This window comes from Streptomyces swartbergensis, from assembly GCF_002148965.1.
Classification (GTDB): Bacteria; Actinomycetota; Actinomycetes; order Streptomycetales; family Streptomycetaceae; genus Streptomyces; species Streptomyces swartbergensis.
Genome location: NZ_NGFN01000040.1, coordinates 1 through 24775, shown reverse-complemented (window position 1 = coordinate 24775; position 24775 = coordinate 1). Strand labels below are relative to the sequence as shown.

Genomic DNA, 24775 nt, shown 5'->3' with positions numbered 1-24775 from the left:
ATCAAGACGTCGACCTGGGTGGTTCAGCCTTCGTACGGCTCGGCCTTGAGGATCTTCACCGAGGCCTTCTTGCCGTTCGGGAGCTCGTACTGCGCGTCCTCGCCGACCTTGTGGCCGATCACGCCGGTGCCCAGCGGGGACTGCGGGGAGTACGTCTCGATGTCGGCGCTCGCGTACTCGCGCGAGGCGAGCAGGAACGTCAGCGTGTCGTCCTCGTCACCGTCGAACGCGATCGTGACGACCATGCCGGGCGCCACGGCACCGTCCGCCGCGGGCGCCTCGCCGACCTTGGCGTTCTCGAGGAGCTGGGTGAGCTGGCGCACACGGAGTTCCTGCTTGCCCTGCTCCTCCTTGGCTGCGTGGTACCCGCCGTTCTCACGCAGGTCGCCCTCCTCGCGCGCGGCGGCGATCTTCGCGGAGATCTCAGCCCGCGCGGGACCAGTAAGGTACTCAAGCTCAGCCTTGAGCTTGTTGTACGCCTCCTGGGTCAGCCAGGTGACGTTCTCGCTGGTCTGGGTCACAGGTGCTCCTCGTAGGTACTGGGAATACAAAGCATCGCCCTACCCAGAAGCATGTTCCTTCACGGATGGGCGAAACCACGAGCCTAACAATTCAGGGGCGGAAGGGGGAGGACATATGCCACCAGTTTCACGTCAACGCAGGTCAGGCGCTACGTATTGCAGGTGACTCCGGCGCGGTCTCAGCCGGTGTGGCAGCCCAGCAGCTCGGCCGTCGTCCCCGGGGAGGTCGTACGGAGCGTGACGACCTTGTCGATGCGGGTGGCGTCCCCGTCGAAGCGGAAATCGGCCCGGCCGACCTCGGCACCGTTCTCGGCCTGCGAGCGCACGGTGCAGTAGCCGTCGGTGCCGGCGTCCTTGCGGACCTCCAGGTGCACCTGCACGGACTCCTTGCCCGGCTCGAAGCTGATCACCTCGGCGCTGATCTCGCTCTGGGCGACGTAGTGGTAGCCGAACCAGCCGACGAGCCCCAGCAGCGCCGCCGCGAGGACGGCGCCGACGATCTTGAGCGTGCGGTCGGCGCGCTCGTCCGAGGAACGGCCGTAACGTCCCTCGGGCAGTCGCGTGCTCGCCGTACTCATGATCGTCCTCCAGGCAGGGCCGGGACGAACGTCCCGTGAGCGGGCCCGGGATCCGGTCCCGGAATTATTCGCCCCCCGTTTCGGTCACTATAGAAGCCGCTGATTGCGCCGACGCACACAGGGCGCCGACTTACTGAGGATTGAGTCTTGACTGACCAGTTGCGACTGATGGCCGTTCATGCCCACCCCGACGACGAGTCGAGCAAGGGCGCGGCGACCATGGCCAAGTACGTGTCCGAGGGGGTGGACGTGCTGGTCGTGACCTGCACGGGCGGGGAACGCGGTTCCATCCTCAATCCGAAGCTCCAGGGGGACAAGTACGTCGAGGAGCACATCCACGAGGTACGCAAGAAGGAGATGGACGAGGCCCGGGAGATCCTGGGCGTCAAGCAGGAGTGGCTCGGTTTCGTCGACTCGGGCCTGCCCGAGGGCGACCCGCTGCCGCCGCTGCCGGAGGGCTGCTTCGCCCTGGAGGACGTCGACCACGCGGCCGGTGAGCTGGTGCGGAAGATCCGTGCCTTCCGTCCCCAGGTGATCACCACCTACGACGAGAACGGCGGCTACCCGCACCCCGACCACATCATGACCCACAAGATCTCGATGGTGGCGTTCGAGTCGGCGGCGGACACCGAGAAGTACCCGGAGGCCGAGTACGGCCCCGCGTACCAGCCGCAGAAGCTCTACTACAACCAGGGTTTCAACCGCCCCCGCACCGAGGCACTGCACCAGGCGATGCTCGACCGGGGCATGGAGTCGCCCTACGGGGACTGGCTCAAGCGCTGGGAGGAGTTCGGCATGAAGGAGCGCACGCTCACCACGCACGTCCCCTGCGCCGACTTCTTCGAGATCCGCGACAAGGCGCTGATCGCGCACGCCACGCAGATCGACCCGGACGGCGGCTGGTTCCAGGTGCCGATGGAGATCCAGAAGGAGGTCTGGCCGACGGAGGAGTACGAGCTGGCGAAGTCCCTCGTCGATACCTCCCTCCCCGAGGACGACCTCTTCGCGGGCGTCCGCGACAATGCCTGACATGAGCGCAAGCGCAAGCCTGGCAATGACGCACCTCGTCACCTTCGCCCAGGAGGTCGACGAGGACAAGGTCACCCCCGGCGTCCTCGGCTTCATCGTCTTCGCGGCGATGGCCCTGGCGGTGTGGGCCCTGATGAAGTCCATGAGCCGCCACATGAACAAGGTCGACTTCACCCAGGCCCCGGATCCCAAGGCCGAGCAGGGAGAGCCGGAAGGCTCCGCGGAGAGTGCCGCCGGGACGGACAAGAAGCCGTCCGCGAACGGCTGACCGTACGGCGGTCGCCTGACAGGAGCCGGCCGCCTGACGGCAGTGCGCCCTCACCGAGCGTGGGCGGCCAGTGACAGCAGAAGATGCGCTGTCTCCGGTCGCAGATGATCGGAGTGGGCGCCTGCCGGGCCGTTTCCCCGGACGAAGACGTCGCTCGCGTCCACGCTGACGAAGCGGTGGTCGAGCGCGGCGAGGGGGTAGGGCTCGGCGGGTGGCAGCATCCGGATCGCCGATACCGGGGCGGGTGCCGTGCCGATGCCCGCGTGGCCGACGCCCGCCCGTTTCTCGGCCCGCAGGTGCCAGAAGCCGGTGGCGCGGTCGTACCGCGAGTACGTGGCGACCACCGGGCCGCGCAGGGGCGCCTCGGCGAGAGCCGGGAAGCCGGCCGCGAACGTGTCGCGCGGAGCCGCCATCTGCAACAGCAGCATCGAGTCCACCGTGAAGGGCCGACCGGCCGGCTCCGGTGTGCTCCAGCCCAGGGTGAGCGGCTCGTCGGCCGCCCACTGGACGGCCTCGCAGAGGAAACGGCAGCCGAAGGAGTGCCCGACCAGGTGCAGGTACTGGCCGTCGCGGTTGACGAGGACGGGCGGGGCGGCCGGGTCTCCGCGCTGGACGTCCAGATAGCCGAGCAGCCGGCCGATGACACGGGCCGCATGGCCCTGCGTGCTCATGGAATGTGCCCGGTCCCGGATGCGCCGGTAGCCACCGAGCGAGGGCAGGGAGCGAGAGGGCCAGCGCACCAGCACGGCCCACGGGTGCCACGGCCGTAGCCGCCGGTACGCGGACCGGTGGCGCTCGTACTGGGCCGCGGCGAGGGCCAGCAGGCGGCGTACTGCCACCAGGGCCGCGTCGGGGCTGGTCTGCCAGCCGTGGACGTAGACGAGGAGGTCCGTCGCCCAGGCGGGCGGGGACAGCTCCTCGGCGAAGTGGTCGGCCAGACGGTCGGCGGGCACCGGGCGGGGACCGCGGGCCGTGTCCTCCAGCAGCCAGCCGTCCGGACCCAGGTCGATCGTGCGCACCGGCGCGTCGGCGGTCCTCATACGGGTACCTCCCGATCGCTGTCGGAGCTGGGGGAGGGGGCGCGTTCCAGCCGTGTGTCCATGCCGTGGTGAAGGGCGTACGCCAGACCGAGCGGATTGTGCAGTTCCTCGGCGAAGTACCGGGTCACGGCCAGGGCGATGCTGCCCGCGGTCTGAGAGCCCTGCAGATAGCGGGTGAGGAACTCGAGCGCGTACTCGGCTGCGAAGACCTGGGGTATCTCTATCTGCGGACCGAGTACGCCCCGCGCCCCGGCGTCGACGAACGCCCGGCTCAGAAACCTGGCGTCCGCGCTGCCCTCGGGCAGCCCCGCGTAGCAGGCGTTGAGGACGACGAACGGCTGGAACGGGTGGTCGGTGCCGAAGCGGCGCCGCCGGTCGCGGATCGTGTGTGCGTCGATGGTCTTCTGGTCGGTCAGGCTGAGCACGAGGGACGGAGGCTGCGGTCCGTCGGCGGCGAAGCGGCCGTGGCACCAGAAGTACATCAACTGCTCGCACAGGTCTGGCCGGCCCAGCGCGGTCACCAGTTCCCGCCAGGTGGACCGCTCGACGAACCGGGTGCCCTTGGCGAGGAGTGCGGCCACGTCCGTGGCCCTGGTGCGGCCCGCGCGGTCGACGCGGGTGTCGTGGTTCAGGCTGACCGCCGGCACCTCGGGCGCGTCACGGAGGCCGACGAGCCACGGATAGGCACCGCCGGTCTGTTCGATCTGGTGACGGTTTCCGAGGAAGCGGCGGAAGAGTGCGGACAGGGTCTCCGCAGGAGGCGCGGGGCCGGGCGGCAGGTCCTCCGCCTCCAGGCACACCATGGGCCAGGGGAGATGCAGGTCCGAGTCGAAACGGACCCGCAGATTCTCGCGCTGGGCCAGTGCCTCGGTCAGATAGCTGCGGAAGCGGGCGATGCGCGGGTCGGTGCCGCCCAGCAGGGTGCCGTAGAGCAACTCGGAGCCGGCGAGGGCGAGTTCCTCCATGAGGGTGGCCACTTCGTCCGGCGGGCGGGATCGCAGGTCCACGAGCGACGCGTACGGCGTCTCCGGCTCACCCGGCACGGGGCGGCCGTCGGCCGTCAGGGGACGGTGGTCGACGAGGACCTCCTTCCACATCCGGCACAGCCGGGCCGCGGCGGAGCGCACCTCGGCCGGACGCACCGCCAGGTCCACGCGGTGCTCCGTGCCGTGCAGTGACGGCACGGCGGGACCGTACAGCCGCGCCCTGAGCCGGTCGTCGCCGAGCACGTCAAGGGACACCGTGATGTCCGGCCCCCGGGTCAGCGCGTCGGGCAGGGTGGTGAAGCCGCGGCTGGGGTCCTGGACGACGCGTACGTGAAGCTCTCTTGGCATGCGCGGATCGTTCCTAGCGTCCTCGGTGCGTGACGGCCTCGGGGGAGGACAGCCCGCCGCGTCGGTCCTGGTCGAGGATGTCCAGTTCTGTTTCCACCTGTTGCAGGACCGTCCCGGTGCTTTCGAGGGCGATGGTGAAGCGGATGCGGTGCGTGCCGGTGCTGTGCGCGGTGAAGCGGAACTCGGCTCCGTGTCCGGCCTGTTCCGAGGGCCGCAGCAGAGCGCTGGCGGGGTCGACGGAGGCCCGGGTGAGCGGCACGGCCGTCACGGTCAGCCAGGGCCGGTCGCCTGCCGAGGCGGCCCAGGGATGGCCGTTCTCCGGGGAGACCCGCAGCAGCAGACGGGCGGTCGTGTCCTCGCCGGGGGTGTCGTCGAGCAGGGTGACGCGGACGTGACAGCGGGGGGCGGCCGGGCCGGGCAGATCGAGGAAGCCCGGGCTGGTGTCGCGCACGACGACCGTGTCCCGTGCGCGGAACGGGATGCCCCGGCCCCCCGGCTCGCCCTCGCCCTCCCAGAACCACGTGAGCTCCCGTACCAGTTGTTCCCGGTTCGGGATGTCGTGCGGTACGGAGGCAGTGAAGGCCTTGGCCGTCCGCGGCCCGCCCAGGGCCAGGTGCTTCCGCACCAGGCCCTCGACGGCGGCCGCCCATGTCTGGCCGGATACATCGCCCAGGGCCCGGAAGCCTTCCCACGCCATCGACAGCAGGGGCAGCGTGAGCTCGGACGGCTGGCGACGGGCCGCCATCTCCAGCTCGGTCCAGGCGGTCCCGAGCGGGCAGCCGATCTCCACGAACAGGTCCCAGGCGGGGCCCAGCGAGACCAGAGGGGGCGCGGAGAGGTTCCGGCTGTCGGCGAGCGGGAGGAGAGCGATCCGGTGCTTCGCCCAGGCGCTGCCCAGTTCGTCACCGCATTCCAGGAAGTACGTCTCGGCGGTGCGCAACTCCCTGTAGGCACTGCGGAGATCGTTCTCCTCCAGATGGACGAGGGCCAGATACAGGGACGTCCAGGCCATCCCACGGACGTCCTCGGCCGCCCTGTGCTGTTGCCTCGCCTGCAACGCCGGCCCCAGAGCCGCCTCCGAACCGCCGCGCCGCAGTGCGACCCGGATCCGCTCTGTCATGACCCAGTTCCGGCCGCGGGTGTCGGCGACCCGGAGAAGCATCTTGTCGGCCTCGGCCAGGAGACGGGCGGCATCCGCTTCCCGCCCGGTGAGCAGGCATACCCGGGCGCTGTGCAGCAGTGCCCAGCCCAGGCCGCGCCAGCAGCCGGAGGAGCGGTGCTGCGTGGTCGCCCTGAGCAGCGCCTGTTCGGCCTCCGCCACCTCGCCCCGGTCACACCGGATGGCGCCGAGCACCGTCAAGGCCCAGGCCCTGTGGTGCCCGTCCTGCGGGCCGGCATCCTCCCGGAGCAGTGGCTCCAGCACATCCAGCGCACCGCCCAGTCGGCCCGACTGGTGGTGGACGACGCTTTGGTGAACGGCGTCCGGGCCCACCCGGGAACCGGCGTCGAACAGCGTCACGGCGAGCTGCGGCAGGCCGAGGTCGGCGGCGAGCGAGCCCAGGGCACGGCGTACGGGAGGGGTGGGGCGCAGGCGGTGGAGCGCCACGAGTCGGTGCGCGTCGCCGAGGAAGCCCAGCAGGACCGCCAGGCCATCGGCGATGCGGTCCTGCTGCGCTCGTGAGCCTCGGTCGCCGGTGAGCAGAGCCATGAACCCGTCGACGTCCGGGACGAGTTCCCGAGGGGCGACTCGTTCGGGCTCCCGCCCTGAGGGGGAGTCCGGCCGGGCCCGGCCGTCCAGCAGACCGGCCGTGTCCTGGAGGACCCGGCCCGCCCACACGGCCGCCGACGCTCTGTCCGGCCGGCCCGGCCGCCGCACGGCTTCCGCCACGGGTTCCGGGAGGCAGTAGCTGTCGTCGCCGTGCCATCGCTGGACCAGCTCGCGGGCGACCAGACCGGCGAGCAGGGAGCGCACATCGGGCAGGTGCTGGTCCGTCAGGTACAGCGACTCGACCGAGCGGAGGGTGAACGGTGCCGCGGAGTTCTGCTCGGCGAGACGCCTCAGCATGTCCTGCTCGCCGGGCGTGCAGCCTGCCACGGCGAGCCGGACGAGCCACCGGGGCCCCGGCTCGTCCGCCTGCTGCTCCCACTGCCGGGGCATCCCGTCGGCCATGAGGGCGCGCGCGACGCGGGCGAGCGGGGGCAGCCCCCGCACCACACCGGGCCAGAAGAGCTCCAGTGAGCGGCGCCCCGACCCCGCGGCGTTCCCGGCGAGGAAGTGCCACGTCTCCCAGTTGCTCAGAGGGGGAACGGCGAGCAGTTTCGCACCCGTGCGGCGCCAACCGGTCCGACGACGCGAGGTGACGAGGACCGTCAGGCCGGGACAGTGGCGCAAGAAAGACATGAGGGCCCGGACCACCGGGGGTGCCGCTCCGTCCAGAACCAGGAGACGACCCCGCAGACGCTGCGCGAGCTCGTGGCGCAGCGTACGCCGAAAGCCACGGCCGTCATCTGCGGCCGCCCGCACGATGGCGGCGCGTGCAGCGCCGCTCTCGCCGAGCAGCCGCAACAGTGTCGGCTCCACGTCTGCGCGGGTGGCGTCGTACAGGGTGATCCAGTGCGTGGTGCTGCTGTGCCGCCGGCAGGCTCTGGCGGCCAGGGCCGACTTGCCGATACCGGCCGGGCCGTGCAGCACCAGCAGGGGCGGGCGGCCGCGATCGGGCGACGGTCGCTCGGGTGGGTGCTGCCGCAGCCATTCGTCGATCTCCTGGAGCTGTTTCAGCCGCCCGACGATCTCCCCTGTATCCGGAGGCGGTGTCGGACCGCGCAGGTGCTGTTCCATGGCTTCCCCCGTCGACCTGCCCACGCTGCGACTGCCTTCCTACGGTGGCAGTCCCGCCGTCCCGTCGTCTGCGAAACGTCCGACAACGACTCGTGCGGGGCCGCTCACTTCTGTTCCGCCGCGACCACCACCCCCATCACCTCCCGCGCATGCCGGTTCGGCACCATGCCCAGGCGCCAGGCCTGCCAGCCGGCCTCCAGGGTCACGCCGCGTTCCAGCAGCAAGGCGTACGCGTCGAGGTAGTCGTCCAGTTTCTGGTCGCGCAGCGGATGGCTCGCGCGGGACAGCTCGGCCAGTTCCTCCTGGGCCACGGCCGTGCCGACCTCGATGCCGCCGGGGGCCGCGTACGGCAGGAGCGTGCAGCGCAGGAAGCGGGCCCAGTCCTCGCCCCGGCGGTCGCCGTACGACGTGAAGAGGGCCGTCGCCTCGTCGCACAGCGCCAGGGCCTGTTGGGTGCGGGCGTTGCCCGCGTCCACGATCGCCAGTTCCAGGCAGGTCCACGCCTCGCCGTGGGCGACGCCGATGCGCTGGAAGTCGGCGCGGGCGTCCACCAGGAGCTGGCGGGCGAAGCCCGAGTTGCGCAGCGAGCCCGTCTGGGCCGCGCGCTGGTCGCGGGTGACGCGCGCCGAGTGGTGGCGGGCGCAGGCCAGGCCGTAGACGTCCCGCATGCGGGAGAACATCGTGCGGGAGCGTTCCAGTTCGCGGACCGCCTGGTCCAGGTTGCCCGTCTCCTCCAGGGCCTGGCCGAGGTAGTACAGGGTCCACGCCTCGCCGCGCGCGTCCTCGTTGTCGCGGTGCCGGGCGGCGGCCCCGCGCAGTTCCTCCACGGCCGGGGACGCGTCACCGGCGACCAGCCGGGCGCGGGCCAGCTGGGTCAGGGCCCAGGCCTCGCCGCGGGCGTCGCGGGTGCGGCCGTACAGCTCCAGGGCCGCGCGCAGCTCGGACTCGGCGCGCGGGACGTCCCCCATGCGCAGGCCGAGCTGGCCGAGCTGGAAGTGGGCCCACGCCTGGCCGTGCACGGACTCGCCGGCGCGGTGCAGCACCAGCGACTCGGTGAGCAGGTCCAGCGCCTCGGCCACCCGGGCGCGGTCGCGCTCCACGGCCGCCAGGGCGTGCATCGTCCACGCCCGGTCCGTCGCCAGCTCGGGGGAGGACTGCAGGGCCAGGGCTTCGCGGAGCTTCGCCGACGCCTCCGTCAGATTGCCCTGGTGGTGCAGGGTGATGCCGAGGGAGCACAGGGCGCGGGCGGCACCCGCGTCGTGGTGGGCCTCCCGGTACAGGTCGACGACCGAGGTCAGGGTGGTGCGGGCCTTGTCCAGCTCGCCGAGCTGCCGTGCCGCGATGCCGGTGCGCCACTGCACCGAGCGGACCAGCAGGCCCTCGTCCACCGCCTGGGCCAGCTCGCTGATCTCGCCGAGGCGGTAGAGGTCGCCGCGCAGCAGGCAGTAGTCGCACAGGGCGCCCAGGAGGTTCAGGACCGCCGTCTGGTTCACGCCCTCGGCGTGCCGCAGCGCCGCGGTGATGAAGCTCGACTCGTCGTCCAGCCAGCGCAGGGCCTCGTCGAGGGAGGGGAAGCCGTACGGGCTGAAGCGGTTGGTGCGGGTCGACATGTTGCCGTCGACCATGCGCAGCACCGAGTCGGCCAGCTCGGCGTAGTTCACGATCAGCCGTTCCTGTGCCGCCGTGCGCTCGGCAGGGTCCTCCTCGTCGAGGAGCCGGGCCTGGGCGAACGCGCGGACCAGGTCGTGCAGCCGGTAGCGGTCGCCCCGGACGTGGTCGATCAGGCCCGCCCGGGTCAGGGCCTGGAGGCGGCGTTTCGCCTCGGCCTCGTCGGTGGCCAGCAGCGCGGCGGCCGCGGCGGCGCCCAGCGAGGCCCGGCCGGCCAGGGCCAGCCGGCGCAGCAGCCGCCGTACGGGCTCCGGCTGGTCGGTGTAGCGCAGCCACAGGGCGCGCTCGACCGGCTCGACCGGGCCGTACGCTCCGAGGTCCGTGGCCAGCGCGCGCGGCGAGCGCGGGCCCAGGCACGAGCCGGCGATGCGCAGCGCCAGCGGCAGCCCGCCGCACAGCTCCCGGACCCGGTCGGCGGACTCGGCGTCGTACGGACCGGAACGGTCCTGCGCCGCCGCGCCCAGCAGTTCCTCCGCACCGGCGGCGTCCAGCGGCTCGACTGCGAGCTGATGCACCCGCGCGGGCAGCTCCGGCAGCTCCAGGGGTTTCCGCGCGGTCACCAGGACCAGACTGTCGGACCGCTCCGGCACCAGGGCGCGGACCTGCTCGGCGTCGGAGGCGTCGTCCAGGACGACCGTGACCGGCAGGCCGGTCAGATGCTGGTGGTACAGCTCGCTCAGCCGCTTGACCTGCTGGTCGGGGGAGGAGCGCTCGCGGAACAGCAGTTGCTCGCGGGGCGCGCCGAGCCGGTTGAGCAGATGCAGCAGGGCGTCGCGGGTGGACAGCGGCGACTCGCCCGGGCCGTCGGAGCGCAGGTCGACGACGCAGGCGCCGCGGAAGTAGTCCTTCAGCTCGTGCGTGGCGTGCACCGCGAGGGTCGTACGGCCGCTGCCCGGCGTGCCGTGCAGGACGACCACCGTCGGCTGGGTCTCGGTGCTCGCCCGGGCCGCCTGCACCCACTGCCGGATCTGCGCCAGCTCGTGGCGCCGCCCCGCGAACGGCTCCGCCGGTTCCGGGAGCTGCGCGAAGGACTGCTCCAGCACGTTGCGCCCGCGCGCCGCCGCGCTCTTGTCGGCGCCCCGCAGCCGCGGCCCCGTCTTCTTCGGCCCCGTGGAGGCGGCGAGCACCCGCTGCTGGTCGAGGAACGGCCGGATGCCCCGCACCTCCAGTGCCGTCAGCCACTGGAGCCGCAGCTGTTCGGGCCCGCCCGGCTGGCTCGCGGCGCCGGCCCGGCGGTGCGCGGCCGGCAGATGCGAGCCGACGACCTTCACGACGGTCGCCGCCGCGCCCACGACACCCACGGTCACGCCCGCGCCCAGCGCCGTCCCGGTACTCGTGCCCAGGGCCATGTCGGCGACGACGGCCGCGACCGCCGCGACCCCGGCCACCAGCAGCGGTGTCCCGCCGCCCTCCCGGGCGTAGCGCTGCCCGAAGGTGAGCTGCCCGGCCGCCGCCTCGTCCAGGGCGCGCGTGTAGGCCTCGTACTCCTCGGCCGAGCTCTGCGCCATCGCGTCGAGCGCCCCGCGCGCCCGGGCGAGCAGCACCTTCCCGTCGGTGCGCCCGCCCGTGCGGCGCACCTCCTCCTCCACGGCCCGTGCCAACAGCCGCTCGGCATCCGCCCGATGACTGTCCCGCATGTCACGTCCCCCTCCGGCGGCGACGGCGCGCTCGCTAGTCACCTCGGTCGTTCCCTCGGTCGTTTCCTTGGTCAAGTGTGCTGCCGACGGCGCATCGGGGCGAGGGGGCGTGCCCCGCCCGATTATGTGAAGACACGGGCGGGTTGAGGCGCCGCGCGTCCGTCGGGCGTGCGCCCCGGGCGGCGCCCGCGCGGCGCCTGACGCGTGCTGGGCCGGGTACTGCGGCAGGATGGACACCATGCCGAACCGACTGGCGCACGAGACGTCCCCCTACCTCCTGCAGCACGCCGACAACCCCGTCGACTGGTGGCCCTGGTCGGCGGAGGCCTTCGAGGAGGCCCGCAAACGGAACGTGCCCGTGCTGCTCAGCATCGGCTACAGCAGCTGTCACTGGTGTCACGTCATGGCACACGAGTCCTTCGAGGACCAGCAGACCGCCGAGTACCTCAACGCGCACTACGTGAGCGTGAAGGTGGACCGCGAGGAGCGCCCGGACGTCGACGCGGTCTACATGGAGGCCGTGCAGGCCGCGACCGGCCACGGCGGCTGGCCCATGACCGTCTTCCTCACCCCGGACGCCGAGCCGTTCTACTTCGGCACGTACTTCCCGCCCGCCCCGCGCCAGGGCATGCCCTCCTTCCGGCAGGTGCTCCAGGGCGTCCACCAGGCGTGGGAGGAGCGGCGGGACGAGGTCACCGAGGTCGCCGGGAAGATCGTCCGGGACCTGGCCGGGCGGGAGATCTCCTACGGCGACGCCCGGACGCCCGGCGAGCAGGAGCTCGCGCAGGCGCTGCTCGCGCTCACCCGCGAGTACGACCCGCAGCGCGGCGGATTCGGCGGGGCGCCGAAGTTCCCGCCGTCCATGGTGCTGGAGTTCCTGCTGCGCCACCACGCCCGCACCGGCGCCGAGGGCGCCCTCCAGATGGCGCAGGACACCTGCGAGCGCATGGCCCGCGGCGGCATCTACGACCAGCTCGGCGGGGGTTTCGCCCGCTACTCGGTCGACCGCGACTGGATCGTGCCGCACTTCGAGAAGATGCTGTACGACAACGCCCTGCTGTGCCGGGTCTACGCCCACCTCTGGCGTGCCACCGGCTCCGAGCTCGCCCGCCGGGTCGCCCTGGAGACGGCCGACTTCATGGTGCGCGAACTGCGCACGCACGAGGGCGGGTTCGCCTCCGCGCTGGACGCCGACAGCGACGACGGGACCGGGAAGCACGTCGAGGGCGCGTACTACGTGTGGACGCCGGAGCAACTGCGCGAGGTCCTCGGCGAGCAGGATGCCGAACTCGCCGCCCGGTACTTCGGCGTCACCGAGGAGGGCACCTTCGAGCACGGCCAGTCCGTCCTCCAACTGCCCCAGCAGGACGGTCTGTTCGACGCCGAGAAGATCGCCTCGATCCGCGAGCGCCTGCTGGCGGCGCGGGCCGAGCGTCCCGCCCCCGGCCGGGACGACAAGGTCGTCGCCGCCTGGAACGGGCTCGCGATCGCCGCCCTGGCCGAGACCGGCGCCTGCTTCGACCGGCCCGACCTCGTCGAGGCCGCCCTCGCCGCCGCCGACCTCCTCGTCCGGCTGCACCTCGACGAGCGGGTCCACATCACCCGCACCAGCAAGGACGGCCACGCCGGCGCCAACGCGGGCGTGCTGGAGGACTACGCCGACGTGGCGGAGGGCTTCCTCGCGCTGGCGTCCGTCACCGGGGAGGGCGTCTGGCTGGAGTTCGCCGGGTTCCTCCTCGACCACGTCCTGGCCCGTTTCACCGACGAGGAGTCGGGCGCCCTGTTCGACACCGCCGCCGACGCCGAGCGGCTGATCCGCCGCCCGCAGGACCCGACCGACAACGCCGCCCCGTCCGGCTGGACCGCGGCGGCGAGCGCCCTGCTGAGCTACGCCGCGCACACCGGGTCCGGGCCCCACCGCACCGCCGCCGAGCGGGCCCTCGGCGTCGTCAAGGCGCTCGGGCCGCGCGTGCCCCGCTTCATCGGCTGGGGGCTCGCCGCCGCGGAGGCCGCGCTGGACGGGCCGCGTGAGGTCGCGATCGTGGGACCGTCGCTCGACCACGAGGGCACGAGGACCCTGCACCGCACGGCACTTCTGGGCACCGCGCCCGGTGCGGTGGTCGCCGTCGGCGCCCCCGGCAGCGACGAGTTTCCGCTGCTCGCGGACCGTCCGCTGGTCGGCGGTGAACCGGCCGCGTACGTCTGCCGTAACTTCACATGCGACGCCCCGACGACCGATGCCGAGAGGTTGCGAGCGGCGTTGAGCAACTGAAGTCGGGAATCGACGGAAACATGCTCTTTATCTGAACAGCCCCCAGGCTTCACAGTTCCCCCCTAATCTCTGCACAGTGCCGTGACGGATGAGGTGAGCCGTCGCGGCGGGGGGTTCTGGGATCTGGGGGGATCTGTTTGCTGACGTCTGTCTTCATCGCTGCCGTTTCACTGGCCCTGTTCTGGATGGCGGCCTTCACCCTGTGGTGGCAGATGCACGCCTGGCGTACGCCGGAAGTGCTCGCCTCCACGCGGTTCAGCAGTCCGGACGGGGACGAGCACGTCTCGTTCTCGCTGCTGCTGCCCGCCCGGCACGAGCAGGCGGTGCTGGACCACACGATCCAGCGGCTGCTGGAGTCGAGCCACACCGACTTCGAGATCATCGTGATCGTCGGGCACGACGACCCGGAGACCACCGCCGTGGCCGAGCACGCCGCGGCACGTGATCCACGGGTCCGTGTCGTCGTCGACACGCACGAGAAGAAGAACAAGCCGAAGGCCATGAACACGGCGCTGCCGCACTGCCGCGGCGACGTCGTCGGTGTCTTCGACGCGGAGGACCAGGTCCACCCCGAGCTCCTCGCGCACGTCGACCACGCCTTCCGCACCACCGGCGCGGACGTCGTCCAGGGCGGGGTGCAGCTGATCAACTTCCACTCCAGCTGGTACAGCCTGCGCAACTGCCTGGAGTACTTCTTCTGGTTCCGCTCGCGGCTCCACCTGCACGCGCAGAAAGGTTTCATCCCGCTCGGCGGCAACACCGTCTTCGTCCGCACGGGCGTCCTCAGGGACGCCGGCGGCTGGGACCCGAACTGCCTCGCCGAGGACTGCGACCTGGGCGTGAGGCTCTCCAGCGTCGGCAAGAAGGTCGTCGTCGCCTACGACTCCGACATGGTGACCCGGGAGGAGACCCCGGGCTCGCTGATGTCCCTGCTGAAGCAGCGCACCCGCTGGAACCAGGGGTTCCTCCAGGTCTACCGGAAGAAGGACTGGAAGCAACTGCCCACCCTCGGGCAGCGGCTGCTCGCCCGCTACACCCTGATGACGCCGTTCATGCAGGCCTTCACCGGCCTGGTCATCCCGCTGAACGTGGCGATCGCGCTGTTCCTGGACGTGCCCGTCGGCATCGCCTTCATCACCTTCCTGCCGGCGGTCACCGCCCTGGTCACCTTCGTCTTCGAGATCGTCGGGCTGCACGACTTCGGCAAGCAGTACGGGCTGCGTGTGCGGTTCGCGCACTACCTGAAGCTGGTCGTGGGCGGCCCCTTCTACCAGGTCCTGCTCGCCGGGGCGGCCGTCCGTGCCGTGTGGCGTGAGCAGCGCGGCCGCAACGACTGGGAGCTGACGACCCATGTCGGCGCGCATCTCGACGAGACGGCCGTGAGCCGGCAGGGCGTTCCCGCGACCCGAGAGGACGTTCCCGCGTGACCTCCACCCTTCCCGCGGTGACCACAGCGAAGGTCCCCGCGCAGCGCCGGCCTGTGTCCGGCACCGTTGCGCACCGACGCGTGGAGCCGCCGAGGCGGCTGCGCTCCTCCCGGCCCGACCTGCTCCTGTGCGGTGTCCTCCTCGTGGCGATCCTCGTCGTGCAGGGCTGGAACATCGCCGACTACCCGGCCCTCAGCGACGACGAGGGCACCTACCTCGCCCAGGCCTGGTCGGTCCAGCAGGGCAACGGCCTCGCCCACTACACCTACTGGTACGACCACCCGCCGCTCGGCTGGATCCAGATCGCCGTGCTGACCTGGATCCCGGCGCTGATCAGCCCCGAGTCGATGACGGTGGGCTCCATGCGCGCCGCGATGCTGGTGATCAGCGGCATCAGCGCGGTCCTCGTCTACGTGCTGGGCCGCCGCCTCGCCCTGCCCCGCTGGGCGGCCGCGCTCGGCATGGTGTTCTTCGGACTCTCGCCGCTGTCGGTCGTCCTCCAGCGGGAGATCTTCCTCGACAACCTCGCGGTGATGTGGACGCTGCTGGCCTTCACCCTGGCCGCGTCCCCGAGCCGCCACCTCTGGCACCACTTCGGCGCGGGGATGGCGGCCGCCACGGCCGTCCTCACCAAAGAGACGATGCTCATCGTCCTGCCCGCGCTGTTCCTCACCATGTGGCGGCACAGCCACAAGGACACCCGCAAGTTCGCCCTCACCGGAGCCGTCACGGCCTGCGCCATGATCGGCTTCGCGTACCCGCTGTTCGCCCTGCTCAAGGGCGAACTGCTGCCGGGCGCCGGGCACGTCTCCCTCTGGGACGGCGTCAAGTACCAGATGACCAGGCCCGGCTCGGGCTTCATCCTCGACCAGGGCTCCGGCTCCTGGGGCGTGCTCCAGTCATGGCTGTACTACGACAAGATCCTCCCCCTCGGCGGCCTCGCGGGCGCCCTGCTGCTGCTCCTCACCTGGCGCTGGTCGGTCACCGCCCGCGCCCTGGCCGGACCGGCCCTGGCCGTCGCGATCTTCGCGGCGCTGGCCCTGCGCCCCAACGGCTACCTGCCCGCGATGTACGTCATCCAGGCCCTGCCGTTCCTCGCTCTCGTCCTCGCCGGAGGAACCGCCTCCGTCGCCCACGCGGTGCTGAGCCGCTGGCGCTCCGAGGCGGAGAAACGGTACGTCAGCGTGGGCCGGTACGCGCTCGCCACGGTCCTCGCCGTCGCCGCCGGTTCCTACGTCGTACCGCACTGGTACGACGGCGCCCGCACCGCCGTCACCACCGACGCCAACGCCCCGTACAAGGCCGCGTCCAAATGGCTGGCCACCGAGGTCGAGCACCCGGAGCGCACCCGGGTCCTGGTCGACGACGCCCTCTGGCTCGACCTCGTGCACCAGGGCTACCGGCCGGGCCTCGGCGTCATCTGGTTCTACAAGGCCGACCTCGACCCGGCCGTGACGAAGACGATGCCGCGCGGCTGGAAGGACCTCGACTACGTCGTCGCCTCGCCGACCGTGCGGCGGGACGCGGCCGACCTGCCCAACGTCAAGGCCGCCATGGAGCACTCGGCCCCGGTCGCCACCTTCGGCACCGGTGCGGACCGCATCGAGATCCGCCAGATCCAGACCACCGCCGGAGGCGCGCGATGAGCCAGGAGTCCACCGTCCCCGGTGAGGTCGTCGAGACCGCCGAGATCCCCGAACCGGGCGCCGTCACCATCGTCGTACCGACGTTCAACGAGTCGGCGAACGTACGGCAGCTGCTCCGCCAGATCACCGAGTCCGTCCCGGCCCGGCTGCCCTGCGAGGTCGTCTTCGTGGACGACTCCACCGACGACACGCCCGAGGTCATCCAGGAGGCGGCGCAGGACTGCCCCTTCCCGGTGACCGTGCTGCACCGCCAGGAGCCGGTGGGCGGGCTCGGCGGCGCGGTCGTCGAGGGGCTGAAGGCGGCCACGTCCGACTGGATCGTCGTCATGGACGGCGACTGCCAGCACCCGCCGTCCCTCGTGCCCGACCTGGTCGCCACCGGCGAGCGGGCGAACGCCGGGCTGGTCGTCGCCTCCCGGTACATCAAGGGCGGCAGCCGGGCCGGGCTCGCGGGCAGCTACCGCGTGGCCGTCTCGCGCGGGGCGACCTGGCTGACCAAGGCGCTGTTCCCGCGCCGGCTGCACGGCATCAGCGACCCGATGAGCGGCTTCTTCGCGATCCGCCGCAGCGCGGTCACGGCCGAGGTGCTCCAGCCGCTCGGCTACAAGATCCTCCTCGAACTCGCCGTCCGCAGCCGCCCCCGCACGGTCACCGAGGTGCCCTTCGTCTTCCAGGACCGGTTCGCCGGGGAGTCCAAGTCCACCGCGCAGGAGGGCCTGCGCTTCCTGCGCCACCTGGCCGGGCTGCGCGCGGCCTCACCGGTCGCGCGCATGGTCGGCTTCGGCCTGATCGGGCTCACCGGCTTCGTACCGAACCTGCTGGGCCTGTGGGCGCTGACCGCCGTCGGCATGCACTACATACCGGCGGAGATCCTCGCCAACCAGCTCGGCGTCGCCTGGAACTTCGTGCTCATCGAGCACCTGCTGTTCCGCGAGCGGCGCCGGCACCGCCGCTGGTGGGACCGGGCCGGGCGGTTCGCGCTGCTCGCCAACGCCGATCTGGTGCTGCGCATCCCGCTGATCGCGCTGTTCGTGCACCAGTTCCACCTGGGCGTGCTGTCCGCCACGGCGCTCGCGCTGGTGACGACGTTCGTCCTGCGCTTCGCGGCCACCGAAGCGCTGGTCTATCTGCCGCGCCGGGGCCCCGAGAAGCCCGTGCCCGAGAGCCGCACCGCGAGGAGAGCCGTGTGAACAGATACCGGAGAAGGACCGCACTCGTGGGCGTGGGCGCGCTCACGGCCGGTCTCCTGCTGACCGCGCCCCAGCCCGCCTCCGCCGCCAACCTCATCAGGAACCCGGGCTTCGAGACCGCCGGCACCGGCGACATGCCGTACTGCTGGGAGAAGTCCGGCTGGGGCGACAACGACTTCACCTTCACCACCACGGCCGACGCGCACACCGGCTCCAAGGCCATGAAGGTCGAGCTGACCCGCCGCGCCGACGGCGACCGCAAGGCGCTGATCACGGAGTCCGCCGCGTGCGCGCCGGTGGTGACGCCGGGCAAGCAGTACGACCTCGGCCTTTGGTACAAGACGACCACGCCCGACGCGTCGATCACGCTGTTCCGGCACGACGCGACGGCCGGCTGGCAGTACTGGACCGACCTCAAGACGCTGGACCTGGCGGGCGGCTGGACCGAGGCCACGGTCCGCACCCCCGAGGTCCCGGCCGGCACCGACCGCATCTCCTGGGGTGTCTCCGTCTACGGCACCGGCTCGGCCACGACCGACGACTACAGGATGGACCAGGTCCCCGATCCGGTCCTGCCGCCGAAGTGCACGGGCACGGCCGAGCAGTGCGCCAACGGCAAGTGGGACGTGCTGCCCACGCAGAACCCCGTCCGCTCCATGCACTCGGTCGTCCTGCGGGGCGGCAAGGTGCTGCTCATCGCGGGCTCCGGCAACGACGAGTCGATGTTCAAGGCGGGCACCTTCACGTCGGCGGTGTACGACCCGCAGAAGGGCACCTACAAGGTCGTCCCCACGCCGAAGGACATGTTCTGCGCCGGCCATGTGCAGCTCCAGGACGGGCGCGTGCTGGTGATGAGCGGCAACAAGGGCTATCCGTCGGCGGACGGCCGCGTCGGCTACCAGGGCTACAAGGACTCGTACATCTTCGACCCGGAGACCGAGACCTACACGAAGACCAACGACATGAACGACGGCCACTGGTACCCGTCGGCCACGATCCTCGGCAACGGCGACATCATCTCCTTCGGCGGCCTGAAGGAGGACTCCACCGGCTCGGTCGCCGCCGAGCTGTTCTCCGAGGCCGAGCAGCGGTGGCAGCCGCTGTGGAAGGTCAACCAGACCTGGTCGTACTGGGGCCTGTACCCGTCGATGATCCTCATGCAGGACGGCCGCCTCTTCTACTCGGGCAGCCACGTCTTCGGCAACAACATCCCCGGCACCGGCTCGGCGATCTACGACTACGGCGCCAACACCACCACCCAGGTCCCGGGCCTGCAGAAGAAGGACGAGCGCGACCAGTCGGCCAGCGTGCTGCTGCCCCCGGCGCAGGACCAGAAGGTCCTCACCCTGGGCGGCGGCAACATCGACTCCAACCCGGAGGCGAACCGCCTGACCGACATCATCGACCTCAAGCAGCCCAACCCGTCCTATGTGGCCGGGCCGCCGATCCCGCAGGGCACGGTCGACCTCGGCAACGGGCCCGTCCCGCAGACCGGGAACCAGGGCAAGATGTACGTCTCCGCGGTGCTCCTCCCGGACGGCAAGGTGCTGGAGACGGGCGGCGCGCTGCACAACCGCGCCAACCCGGTCTACGAGACGTCGGTCTTCGACCCCGAGTCCGAGACCTTCGACCCGGTGGCCGTCGACCCCGAGGCGCGCGGCTACCACTCCTCGGCGTTCCTGCTCCCCGACGGCCGCGTGATGACCACGGGCGACAACCCCGGCAACGGCTCCTGGAACCACGACGTGTCGGTCTACAGCCCGCCCTACCTGTTCAAGGGCCCGCGGCCGGCGATCACCTCGGTGATCGACACCGAGTGGACCTACGGCGACACCCAGCGGATCACCGTCGACCGGCCCATCGCCAAGGCCGAGCTGATCCGCCCGGCCGCCGTCACGCACTCCTCCGACCCGAACCAGCGGTTCGTGGACCTGCCGCTGTCCGTCGACGGCGACAACGTCGACCTCAACGTGACGAGCAACCCCAACCTGGCCCCGCCCGGCTGGTACATGCTCTTCGCGGTGGACGCGAACGGGGTGCCGTCGGTGGCGAAGTGGGTGCACCTCCAGGGCCCGCAGGCGCTCAAGGCGACGGACGCCTCGGCGCATGTCCACGACTTCGCGGACTCGCCCGAGGGCAAGGTCGCGGGGCCCGGCAGGAAGCGCACGTCGCAGAAGGTCAGCCCGACGATCTCCGGCTGCGACCGCCACTACGGCTCGATCAACGTCTGCGTGCCGACCGACTTCCCGGCGGAGGTGAAGAAGACGACGGCCGCCCGCTGCGAGTGGCTCAAGGCGAACGACTACGGCCGCCTGAAGGTCAACGGCAAGGACGACCCACTGCGCCTGGACCGCAACGGGGACGGGATCGCCTGCGGTAAGGGAGACGTGAGGAGAAGCTAGCTTCCGAACTCGGCGAGGGCGCGCTCCACGATGGCTTCCAGCTGCTCGTGATGCGCGCCCTTCCAATACGCCCGGCCGCACTCCGTGCACTGCGCGAACACGTCGTACGTGGCATGCGTGCCGTGTCTGAGCTGGTCGGCGACCTCGTTCTTGGTGGCCTCGCGCAGCAGCCCGTTGCAGGCCGTGCACCGCGTCCAGGGCCGCAGGTCCGGCTGGAAGCGGTCCAGAACGTCCCGGAGCTGCTCCTCCGGCCGGGTGCTGTAGACGAACGCCCCCGCCCACAGCTCGCGGCGCCGCAGCAACCCCCGGTCGCGGCTCAGCATGACCCGCTGCTCGGCCGCCGAACGCGCCGCGAGCGCAGGGTCGCCGATGTCGGTCGACTCGTAGGCCGTGTCCACGCCGAGCAGCCGCAGCCGACGGGCCAGCGTGCCGAGGTGCACGTCGAGGAGGAAGCGCAGGGGGGCGCCCGGCACCCGCTGGGGGCGGGCCACCGTCCGTACGGTCACCGACTCGCCGGCCGCCGGGACGTGCGAGACGGGCACCTCGCGGCCGTCCACGACCAGGGCGCCCACCTCGGTCAGCGGCACACCCAGCGACTCGACGACATGGCCCAGGCTGGAGACGCCGTCGGTGGTGGCGCGCAGGGTGCCCGCCCGCCGGGCCTGGGGGAGGAACACGTGCAGCTCGGGTGCGAACTCGACGTGGATCTCGGGACCGTTCACCCGGTCAGGATGTCACGGCGGGGGGCGCCGGCCTCAGGGTTTTCCGGTCGCCAGGCCGTGTTCCAGGACGTCCAGGGCACGGTCGACGAGATCCCGGACGTCGTCCTGGTGGCCGGTCTCGGCCCAGTAGTGGGAGACCTCCATCAGCCCGCCCATCACGGACATGGCGAAGACCCGTAGCTCCAGGCTGTCGGGGTCGAGCCCGGAGCGCTCGGCGAGGGCCTCGCGGAGCAGCCGGCCGGTCGCCGCCATGCTCTCCGTCATGCGGGCGCGGACGGCGGGGACCTCGACCCCGAGCCGGCTCCGCAGCCGGGTCACCTCGGGCTCCACGGCGAGGCTCACGTCGAGGGCCGTGCGCATTACGTGCCGCAGGACGTCGGCCCACGACTCGTCCCGCGGCCGGGCCCGCAGCTCCGCCGGTATCACCGGGTCCCACGCGTCGGTGACGACGATGTCCTCCTTGGTCGGGAAGTACCGGAAGACGGTCGACGGCGACACCTCGGCCCGGTCGGCGATCTGCTCGATCGTCGTGGCGTCGTAACCCTGCTCCTCGATCAGCGCGTAGGTCGCGGCGCGGATCGCCCGGCGAGTCTTGATCTTCTTCCGCTCCCGGAGTCCCAGTGGGGGCCGGTCGGCGGGGGTGACACTGGCCATGAAATCGACAGTAACTCTCAATCATCACCCACTGTCAATTTCGCCTCGGGTACAAAGAAAACGGCCACGGCTCGAAAGCCGTGGCCGGGAACGTCGAGCGGGTTTGTGAACGTCGAGTGGGTTTCTAGCCGTGCTGGTACGCCACCAGCGAGATCCCCACGTAGTGCGCGATGAAGGCCGCCAGGGTGAAGGAGTGGAACACCTCGTGGAAGCCGAACCAGCGCGGTGAGGGGTTGGGCCGCTGGATGCCGTAGATCACGCCGCCCGCGCTGTAGAGCACGCCGCCGACGATGACCAGGACCAGGACGGCGACGCCGCCGGTCCGCAGGAAGTCCGGCAGGTAGAAGACGGCCGCCCAGCCCATCGCGATGTAGCACGGCGTGTAGAGCCAGCGCGGGGCGCCGACCCAGAAGACGCGGAAGAGGATGCCGGCCGCCGCCGCGGCCCAGATGCCCCACAGCAGCCACTGCCCCTTGGCGCCCGGCAGGAGCAGCATGGCCAGCGGCGTGTAGGTGCCCGCGATGATCAGGAAGATGTTGGCGTGATCCAGTCGGCGCAGCACGCCGTCCATGCGCGGGCTCCAGTTGCCGCGGTGGTACAGCGCGCTCACACCGAACAGCAGGCACGCCGTCAGTGCGAAGATCCCGCAGGCGATGCGCCCTCTGGTCGAGTCCGCGAGGGCGGTCAGCACCAGGCCCGCCACGAGGACGGCCGGGAACATACCGAGGTGAAGCCAGCCGCGCAGCTTGGGCTTCACCGGATGCGGCAGGGAGAGCGCCGTGGGACCACGGCCGTCGGCCGGCGTGTCCGAAGGCGCGTCGGGGGCGAACGCAGTCATGGCCGAATGGTAGCTACGGAACCGTAAGTGACGTGTCGGTCCGGTCGATCGGCCGATGAAGAGTGGCCATCCTCTCATCGTGGCCGAACGATGGTTACGCAAACGGACAGTCAGGTGAACCCAACGTGCATGTAAAGGGGCGCGAGAAACCGTGGCGATCCTCACGTTGCTCACCTGTGCGCTCCTCTGGACAGATGGGCGCGAGCGTCGGATGATCAAATGAGTGCGGTCGGCACCGGATGAGCGCCAGGTTTCACCGTGAAGCATCCGGGTCGCAGCCCCCACGGGGCCTCCACATCAAAAAATCCCTCATTTAGGAGCAATCGTGGCGCGCGACATCGCGGCTCCCACCGTCCCCACCACTCATCAGGGCCTGATCTCGTGGGTCAGCGAGATCGCCGAGCTGACCCAGCCGGACAACGTGGTCTGGTGTGACGGATCCGAGGCCGAGTACGAGCGACTGTGCGAGGAGCTCGTCCAGAAGGGCACCTTCCGGAAACTCGACCCGATCAAGCGCCCCCACTCCTACTACGCGGCCTCCGACCCCACCGACGTCGCCCGCGTGGAGGACCGGACCTTCATCTGCTCCGAGAAGGAGGAGGACGCGGGCCCGACCAACCACTGGAAGGCCCCCGCCGAGATGCGGGAGATCTTCCAGGGCTCCGAGGGGCAGGGCGGCCTGTTCCGCGGCTCGATGCGCGGCCGGACCATGTACGTCGTGCCCTTCTGCATGGGCCCGCTCGGCTCGCCGCTGTCCGCGCTCGGTGTCGAGATCACCGACTCGGCGTACGTCGCCGTCTCCATGCGCACGATGACCCGCATGGGCCAGGCGGTCCTGGACGAGCTCGGCTCCGACGGCTTCTTCGTCAAGGCCGTGCACACCCTGGGCGCCCCGCTGGAGCCCGGCCAGGAGGACGTCCCCTGGCCCTGCAACACGACCAAGTACATCTCGCACTTCCCCGAGGACCGCGAGATCTGGTCCTACGGCTCCGGCTACGGCGGCAACGCCCTGCTCGGCAAGAAGTGCTACGCCCTGCGCATCGCCTCCGTGATGGCGCGTGACGAGGGCTGGCTGGCCGAGCACATGCTGGTCCTCAAGCTCACCCCGCCGCGTGGCGAGGCCAAGTACGTCGCGGCGGCCTTCCCGAGCGCCTGCGGCAAGACCAACCTCGCCATGCTGGAGCCGACCATCCCCGGCTGGACGGTCGAGACCATCGGCGACGACATCGCCTGGATGCGCTTCGGCGAGGACGGCCGGCTGTACGCCATCAACCCCGAGGCGGGCTTCTTCGGTGTCGCGCCCGGCACCGGCGAGCACACCAACGCCAACGCGATGAAGACGCTGTGGGGCAACGCGGTCTTCACCAACGTGGCGCTGACGGACGACGGCGACGTCTGGTGGGAGGGCATGACCGAGGAGCCGCCCGCCCACCTCACCGACTGGAAGGGCAACGACTGGACGCCCGAGTCGCAGACGCCGGCCGCGCACCCGAACGCCCGCTTCACGGTCCCCGCCGCCCAGTGCCCGATCATCGCGCCGGAGTGGGAGGACCCGAAGGGCGTGCCGATCTCGGCGATCCTCTTCGGCGGCCGCCGCGCCACCGCCGTACCGCTGGTGACGGAGTCCTTCGACTGGAACCACGGCGTGTTCCTCGGCGCCAACGTGGCCTCCGAGAAGACCGCCGCCGCCGAGGGCAAGGTCGGCGAGCTGCGCCGCGACCCGTTCGCGATGCTGCCGTTCTGCGGCTACAACATGGGCGACTACATGGGCCACTGGGTCGACGTGGCCAAGGGCAAGGACCAGTCCAAGCTGCCGAAGATCTACTACGTCAACTGGTTCCGCAAGGACGACGAGGGCAAGTTCGTCTGGCCCGGGTTCGGTGAGAACAGCCGCGTCCTGAAGTGGATCGTGGAGCGTCTGGAGGGCAAGGCGGAGGGCGTCGAGACCCCGATCGGCATCCTGCCGACCAAGCAGGCCCTGGACACCGACGGCCTCGAACTGGCCGACTCCGACCTGGACTTCCTGCTCACGGTCGACAAGGAGGTCTGGCGCGAGGAGGCCGCCCTGGTCCCCGAGCACCTCAACACCTTCGGCGAGCACACGCCCAAGGAGCTGTGGGACGAGTACCGCGCGCTGGTGCAGCGCCTGGGCTGAGACAGCCCTCCACCGACGCCGCGGCCGGCTCCGATCGTGCCCTGACCAGCAACATCGTCACGGCCGGCCGCGGTGACAGCACCACGGGAGGCAGGGGTTCGCACAACGGCGTGCGGGCCCCTGCCTTCGTCGTGCTCACGGCACATCGGGCCTTCGTCGTGCTCACGGCACATCGGCGACGGCGAACGTCACGCGCCGAACCCGCCGGCCGCCGGTCCGCCCCGGTCCTCCAGGTACCGGGTGACGGACTCCTGGCGCGGCGGGCCTCGGTCTCGCGCAGGCCCGCCGCCAGGCGCTCGGCCTCCTCGCGCAGCAGGACTGGGGGGCGCCGGAGCGGACGGTCCGGGTGAACGGGGGATGACCGGGCGATTCCGGTATGCAACAGGAATGGAGGGCTCCGGACGCGGTACCCGACGGGCCTCACAAAGGGGTTACCGAGGACCCTCACGAAGGGGTGAGTGGCGCCCGGTCCGCGCGTCGCTGCGGGTGCGCGCGGACCGGGGCCGTCGGGGGGAGCCCTCGGCGGAGGCTCAGCGGACCGGGGCCGTCGGGGGG

17 protein-coding genes are annotated in these 24775 nt (G+C 71.3%); 8 read left to right on the top strand and 9 right to left on the bottom strand.

The window, feature by feature from the left end:
* Positions 1 to 23: 23 nt before the first annotated feature.
* Positions 24 to 521: a transcription elongation factor GreA gene (greA, locus tag CA983_RS09515; RefSeq protein WP_086559539.1), complete on the bottom strand. Its 498-nt coding sequence runs from the start codon at positions 519 to 521 to the stop codon at positions 24 to 26.
* 179 nt (positions 522 to 700) lie between these two features.
* Entirely contained in the window at positions 701 to 1099 is a 399-nt protein-coding gene (locus CA983_RS09510; RefSeq protein WP_086600433.1) for a DUF4307 domain-containing protein, read from the bottom strand.
* Positions 1100 to 1246: 147 nt separating this feature from the next.
* Between CA983_RS09510 and mca the strand changes: the two genes are divergently transcribed.
* Positions 1247 to 2128, top strand: a complete 882-nt coding sequence (gene mca / locus CA983_RS09505; protein ID WP_086600432.1) for a mycothiol conjugate amidase Mca — start codon at positions 1247 to 1249, stop codon at positions 2126 to 2128.
* Positions 2121 to 2396 carry a hypothetical protein gene (locus CA983_RS09500; RefSeq protein WP_086600431.1) on the top strand — a complete coding sequence of 92 codons (276 nt, stop codon included), beginning with the start codon at positions 2121 to 2123 and terminating at the stop codon, positions 2394 to 2396. The genes mca and CA983_RS09500 overlap by 8 nt, the downstream gene beginning before the upstream one ends.
* 50 nt (positions 2397 to 2446) lie before the next feature.
* On the opposite strand, the gene CA983_RS09495 is transcribed toward CA983_RS09500, so the two are convergent.
* From CA983_RS09495 to CA983_RS09480, 4 genes are all read right to left on the bottom strand, one after another.
* Complete coding sequence (locus CA983_RS09495; RefSeq protein WP_107500212.1) at positions 2447 to 3436, bottom strand: alpha/beta hydrolase family protein; 990 nt, start codon at positions 3434 to 3436, stop codon at positions 2447 to 2449.
* Positions 3433 to 4770 carry a CHAT domain-containing protein gene (locus CA983_RS09490; protein ID WP_086600430.1) on the bottom strand — a complete coding sequence of 446 codons (1338 nt, stop codon included), beginning with the start codon at positions 4768 to 4770 and terminating at the stop codon, positions 3433 to 3435. Before CA983_RS09490 ends, CA983_RS09495 begins: the two co-directional genes overlap by 4 nt.
* Before the next feature lie 13 nt (positions 4771 to 4783).
* A complete protein-coding gene (locus CA983_RS09485) occupies positions 4784 to 7609 on the bottom strand; it encodes an AAA family ATPase (RefSeq protein ID WP_086600429.1) in 2826 nt (941 codons plus the stop codon).
* 104 nt (positions 7610 to 7713) lie between these two features.
* The gene (locus CA983_RS09480; RefSeq protein WP_086600428.1) at positions 7714 to 10914 is read right to left on the bottom strand and encodes a tetratricopeptide repeat protein; all 3201 of its coding nucleotides are present in this window, start codon (positions 10912 to 10914) and stop codon (positions 7714 to 7716) included.
* A 238-nt stretch (positions 10915 to 11152) separates the two neighbouring features.
* Here CA983_RS09480 and CA983_RS09475 point away from each other — a divergent pair, with 238 nt between their 5' ends.
* The 5 genes from CA983_RS09475 (at position 11153) to CA983_RS09455 (ending at position 19851) form a co-directional block, all read left to right on the top strand.
* The gene (locus CA983_RS09475) at positions 11153 to 13186 is read left to right on the top strand and encodes a thioredoxin domain-containing protein (protein ID WP_086600427.1); all 2034 of its coding nucleotides are present in this window, start codon (positions 11153 to 11155) and stop codon (positions 13184 to 13186) included.
* A 137-nt stretch (positions 13187 to 13323) separates the two neighbouring features.
* The gene (locus CA983_RS09470) at positions 13324 to 14613 is read left to right on the top strand and encodes a glycosyltransferase (RefSeq protein WP_086600426.1); all 1290 of its coding nucleotides are present in this window, start codon (positions 13324 to 13326) and stop codon (positions 14611 to 14613) included.
* Positions 14610 to 16259, top strand: coding sequence for an ArnT family glycosyltransferase (locus tag CA983_RS09465; protein ID WP_086600425.1), 1650 nt, complete (start codon positions 14610 to 14612; stop codon positions 16257 to 16259). The genes CA983_RS09470 and CA983_RS09465 overlap by 4 nt, the downstream gene beginning before the upstream one ends.
* Positions 16256 to 17449 (top strand): glycosyltransferase, encoded by a 1194-nt coding sequence (locus CA983_RS09460; RefSeq protein WP_086600424.1) that lies wholly within the window; start codon positions 16256 to 16258, stop codon positions 17447 to 17449. Before CA983_RS09465 ends, CA983_RS09460 begins: the two co-directional genes overlap by 4 nt.
* Positions 17446 to 19851 (top strand): galactose oxidase family protein, encoded by a 2406-nt coding sequence (locus CA983_RS09455; protein WP_086600423.1) that lies wholly within the window; start codon positions 17446 to 17448, stop codon positions 19849 to 19851. The genes CA983_RS09460 and CA983_RS09455 overlap by 4 nt, the downstream gene beginning before the upstream one ends.
* Here the strand turns inward: CA983_RS09455 and CA983_RS09450 are convergent.
* The 3 genes from CA983_RS09450 to trhA all read right to left on the bottom strand — a co-directional run bounded on the left by CA983_RS09450 (position 19848) and on the right by trhA (position 22065).
* Positions 19848 to 20573 carry a Mut7-C RNAse domain-containing protein gene (locus CA983_RS09450; RefSeq protein ID WP_086600422.1) on the bottom strand — a complete coding sequence of 242 codons (726 nt, stop codon included), beginning with the start codon at positions 20571 to 20573 and terminating at the stop codon, positions 19848 to 19850. The two genes, CA983_RS09455 and CA983_RS09450, sit on opposite strands and share 4 nt — an antisense overlap.
* 33 nt (positions 20574 to 20606) lie before the next feature.
* Positions 20607 to 21227, bottom strand: a complete 621-nt coding sequence (locus CA983_RS09445) for a TetR/AcrR family transcriptional regulator (protein ID WP_086600421.1) — start codon at positions 21225 to 21227, stop codon at positions 20607 to 20609.
* A gap of 124 nt (positions 21228 to 21351) precedes the next feature.
* The gene (gene trhA / locus CA983_RS09440; RefSeq protein WP_086600420.1) at positions 21352 to 22065 is read right to left on the bottom strand and encodes a PAQR family membrane homeostasis protein TrhA; all 714 of its coding nucleotides are present in this window, start codon (positions 22063 to 22065) and stop codon (positions 21352 to 21354) included.
* A 325-nt stretch (positions 22066 to 22390) separates the two neighbouring features.
* Between trhA and CA983_RS09435 the strand changes: the two genes are divergently transcribed.
* Entirely contained in the window at positions 22391 to 24220 is a 1830-nt protein-coding gene (locus tag CA983_RS09435) for a phosphoenolpyruvate carboxykinase (GTP) (protein ID WP_086600419.1), read from the top strand.
* Positions 24221 to 24775 lie beyond the last annotated feature (555 nt).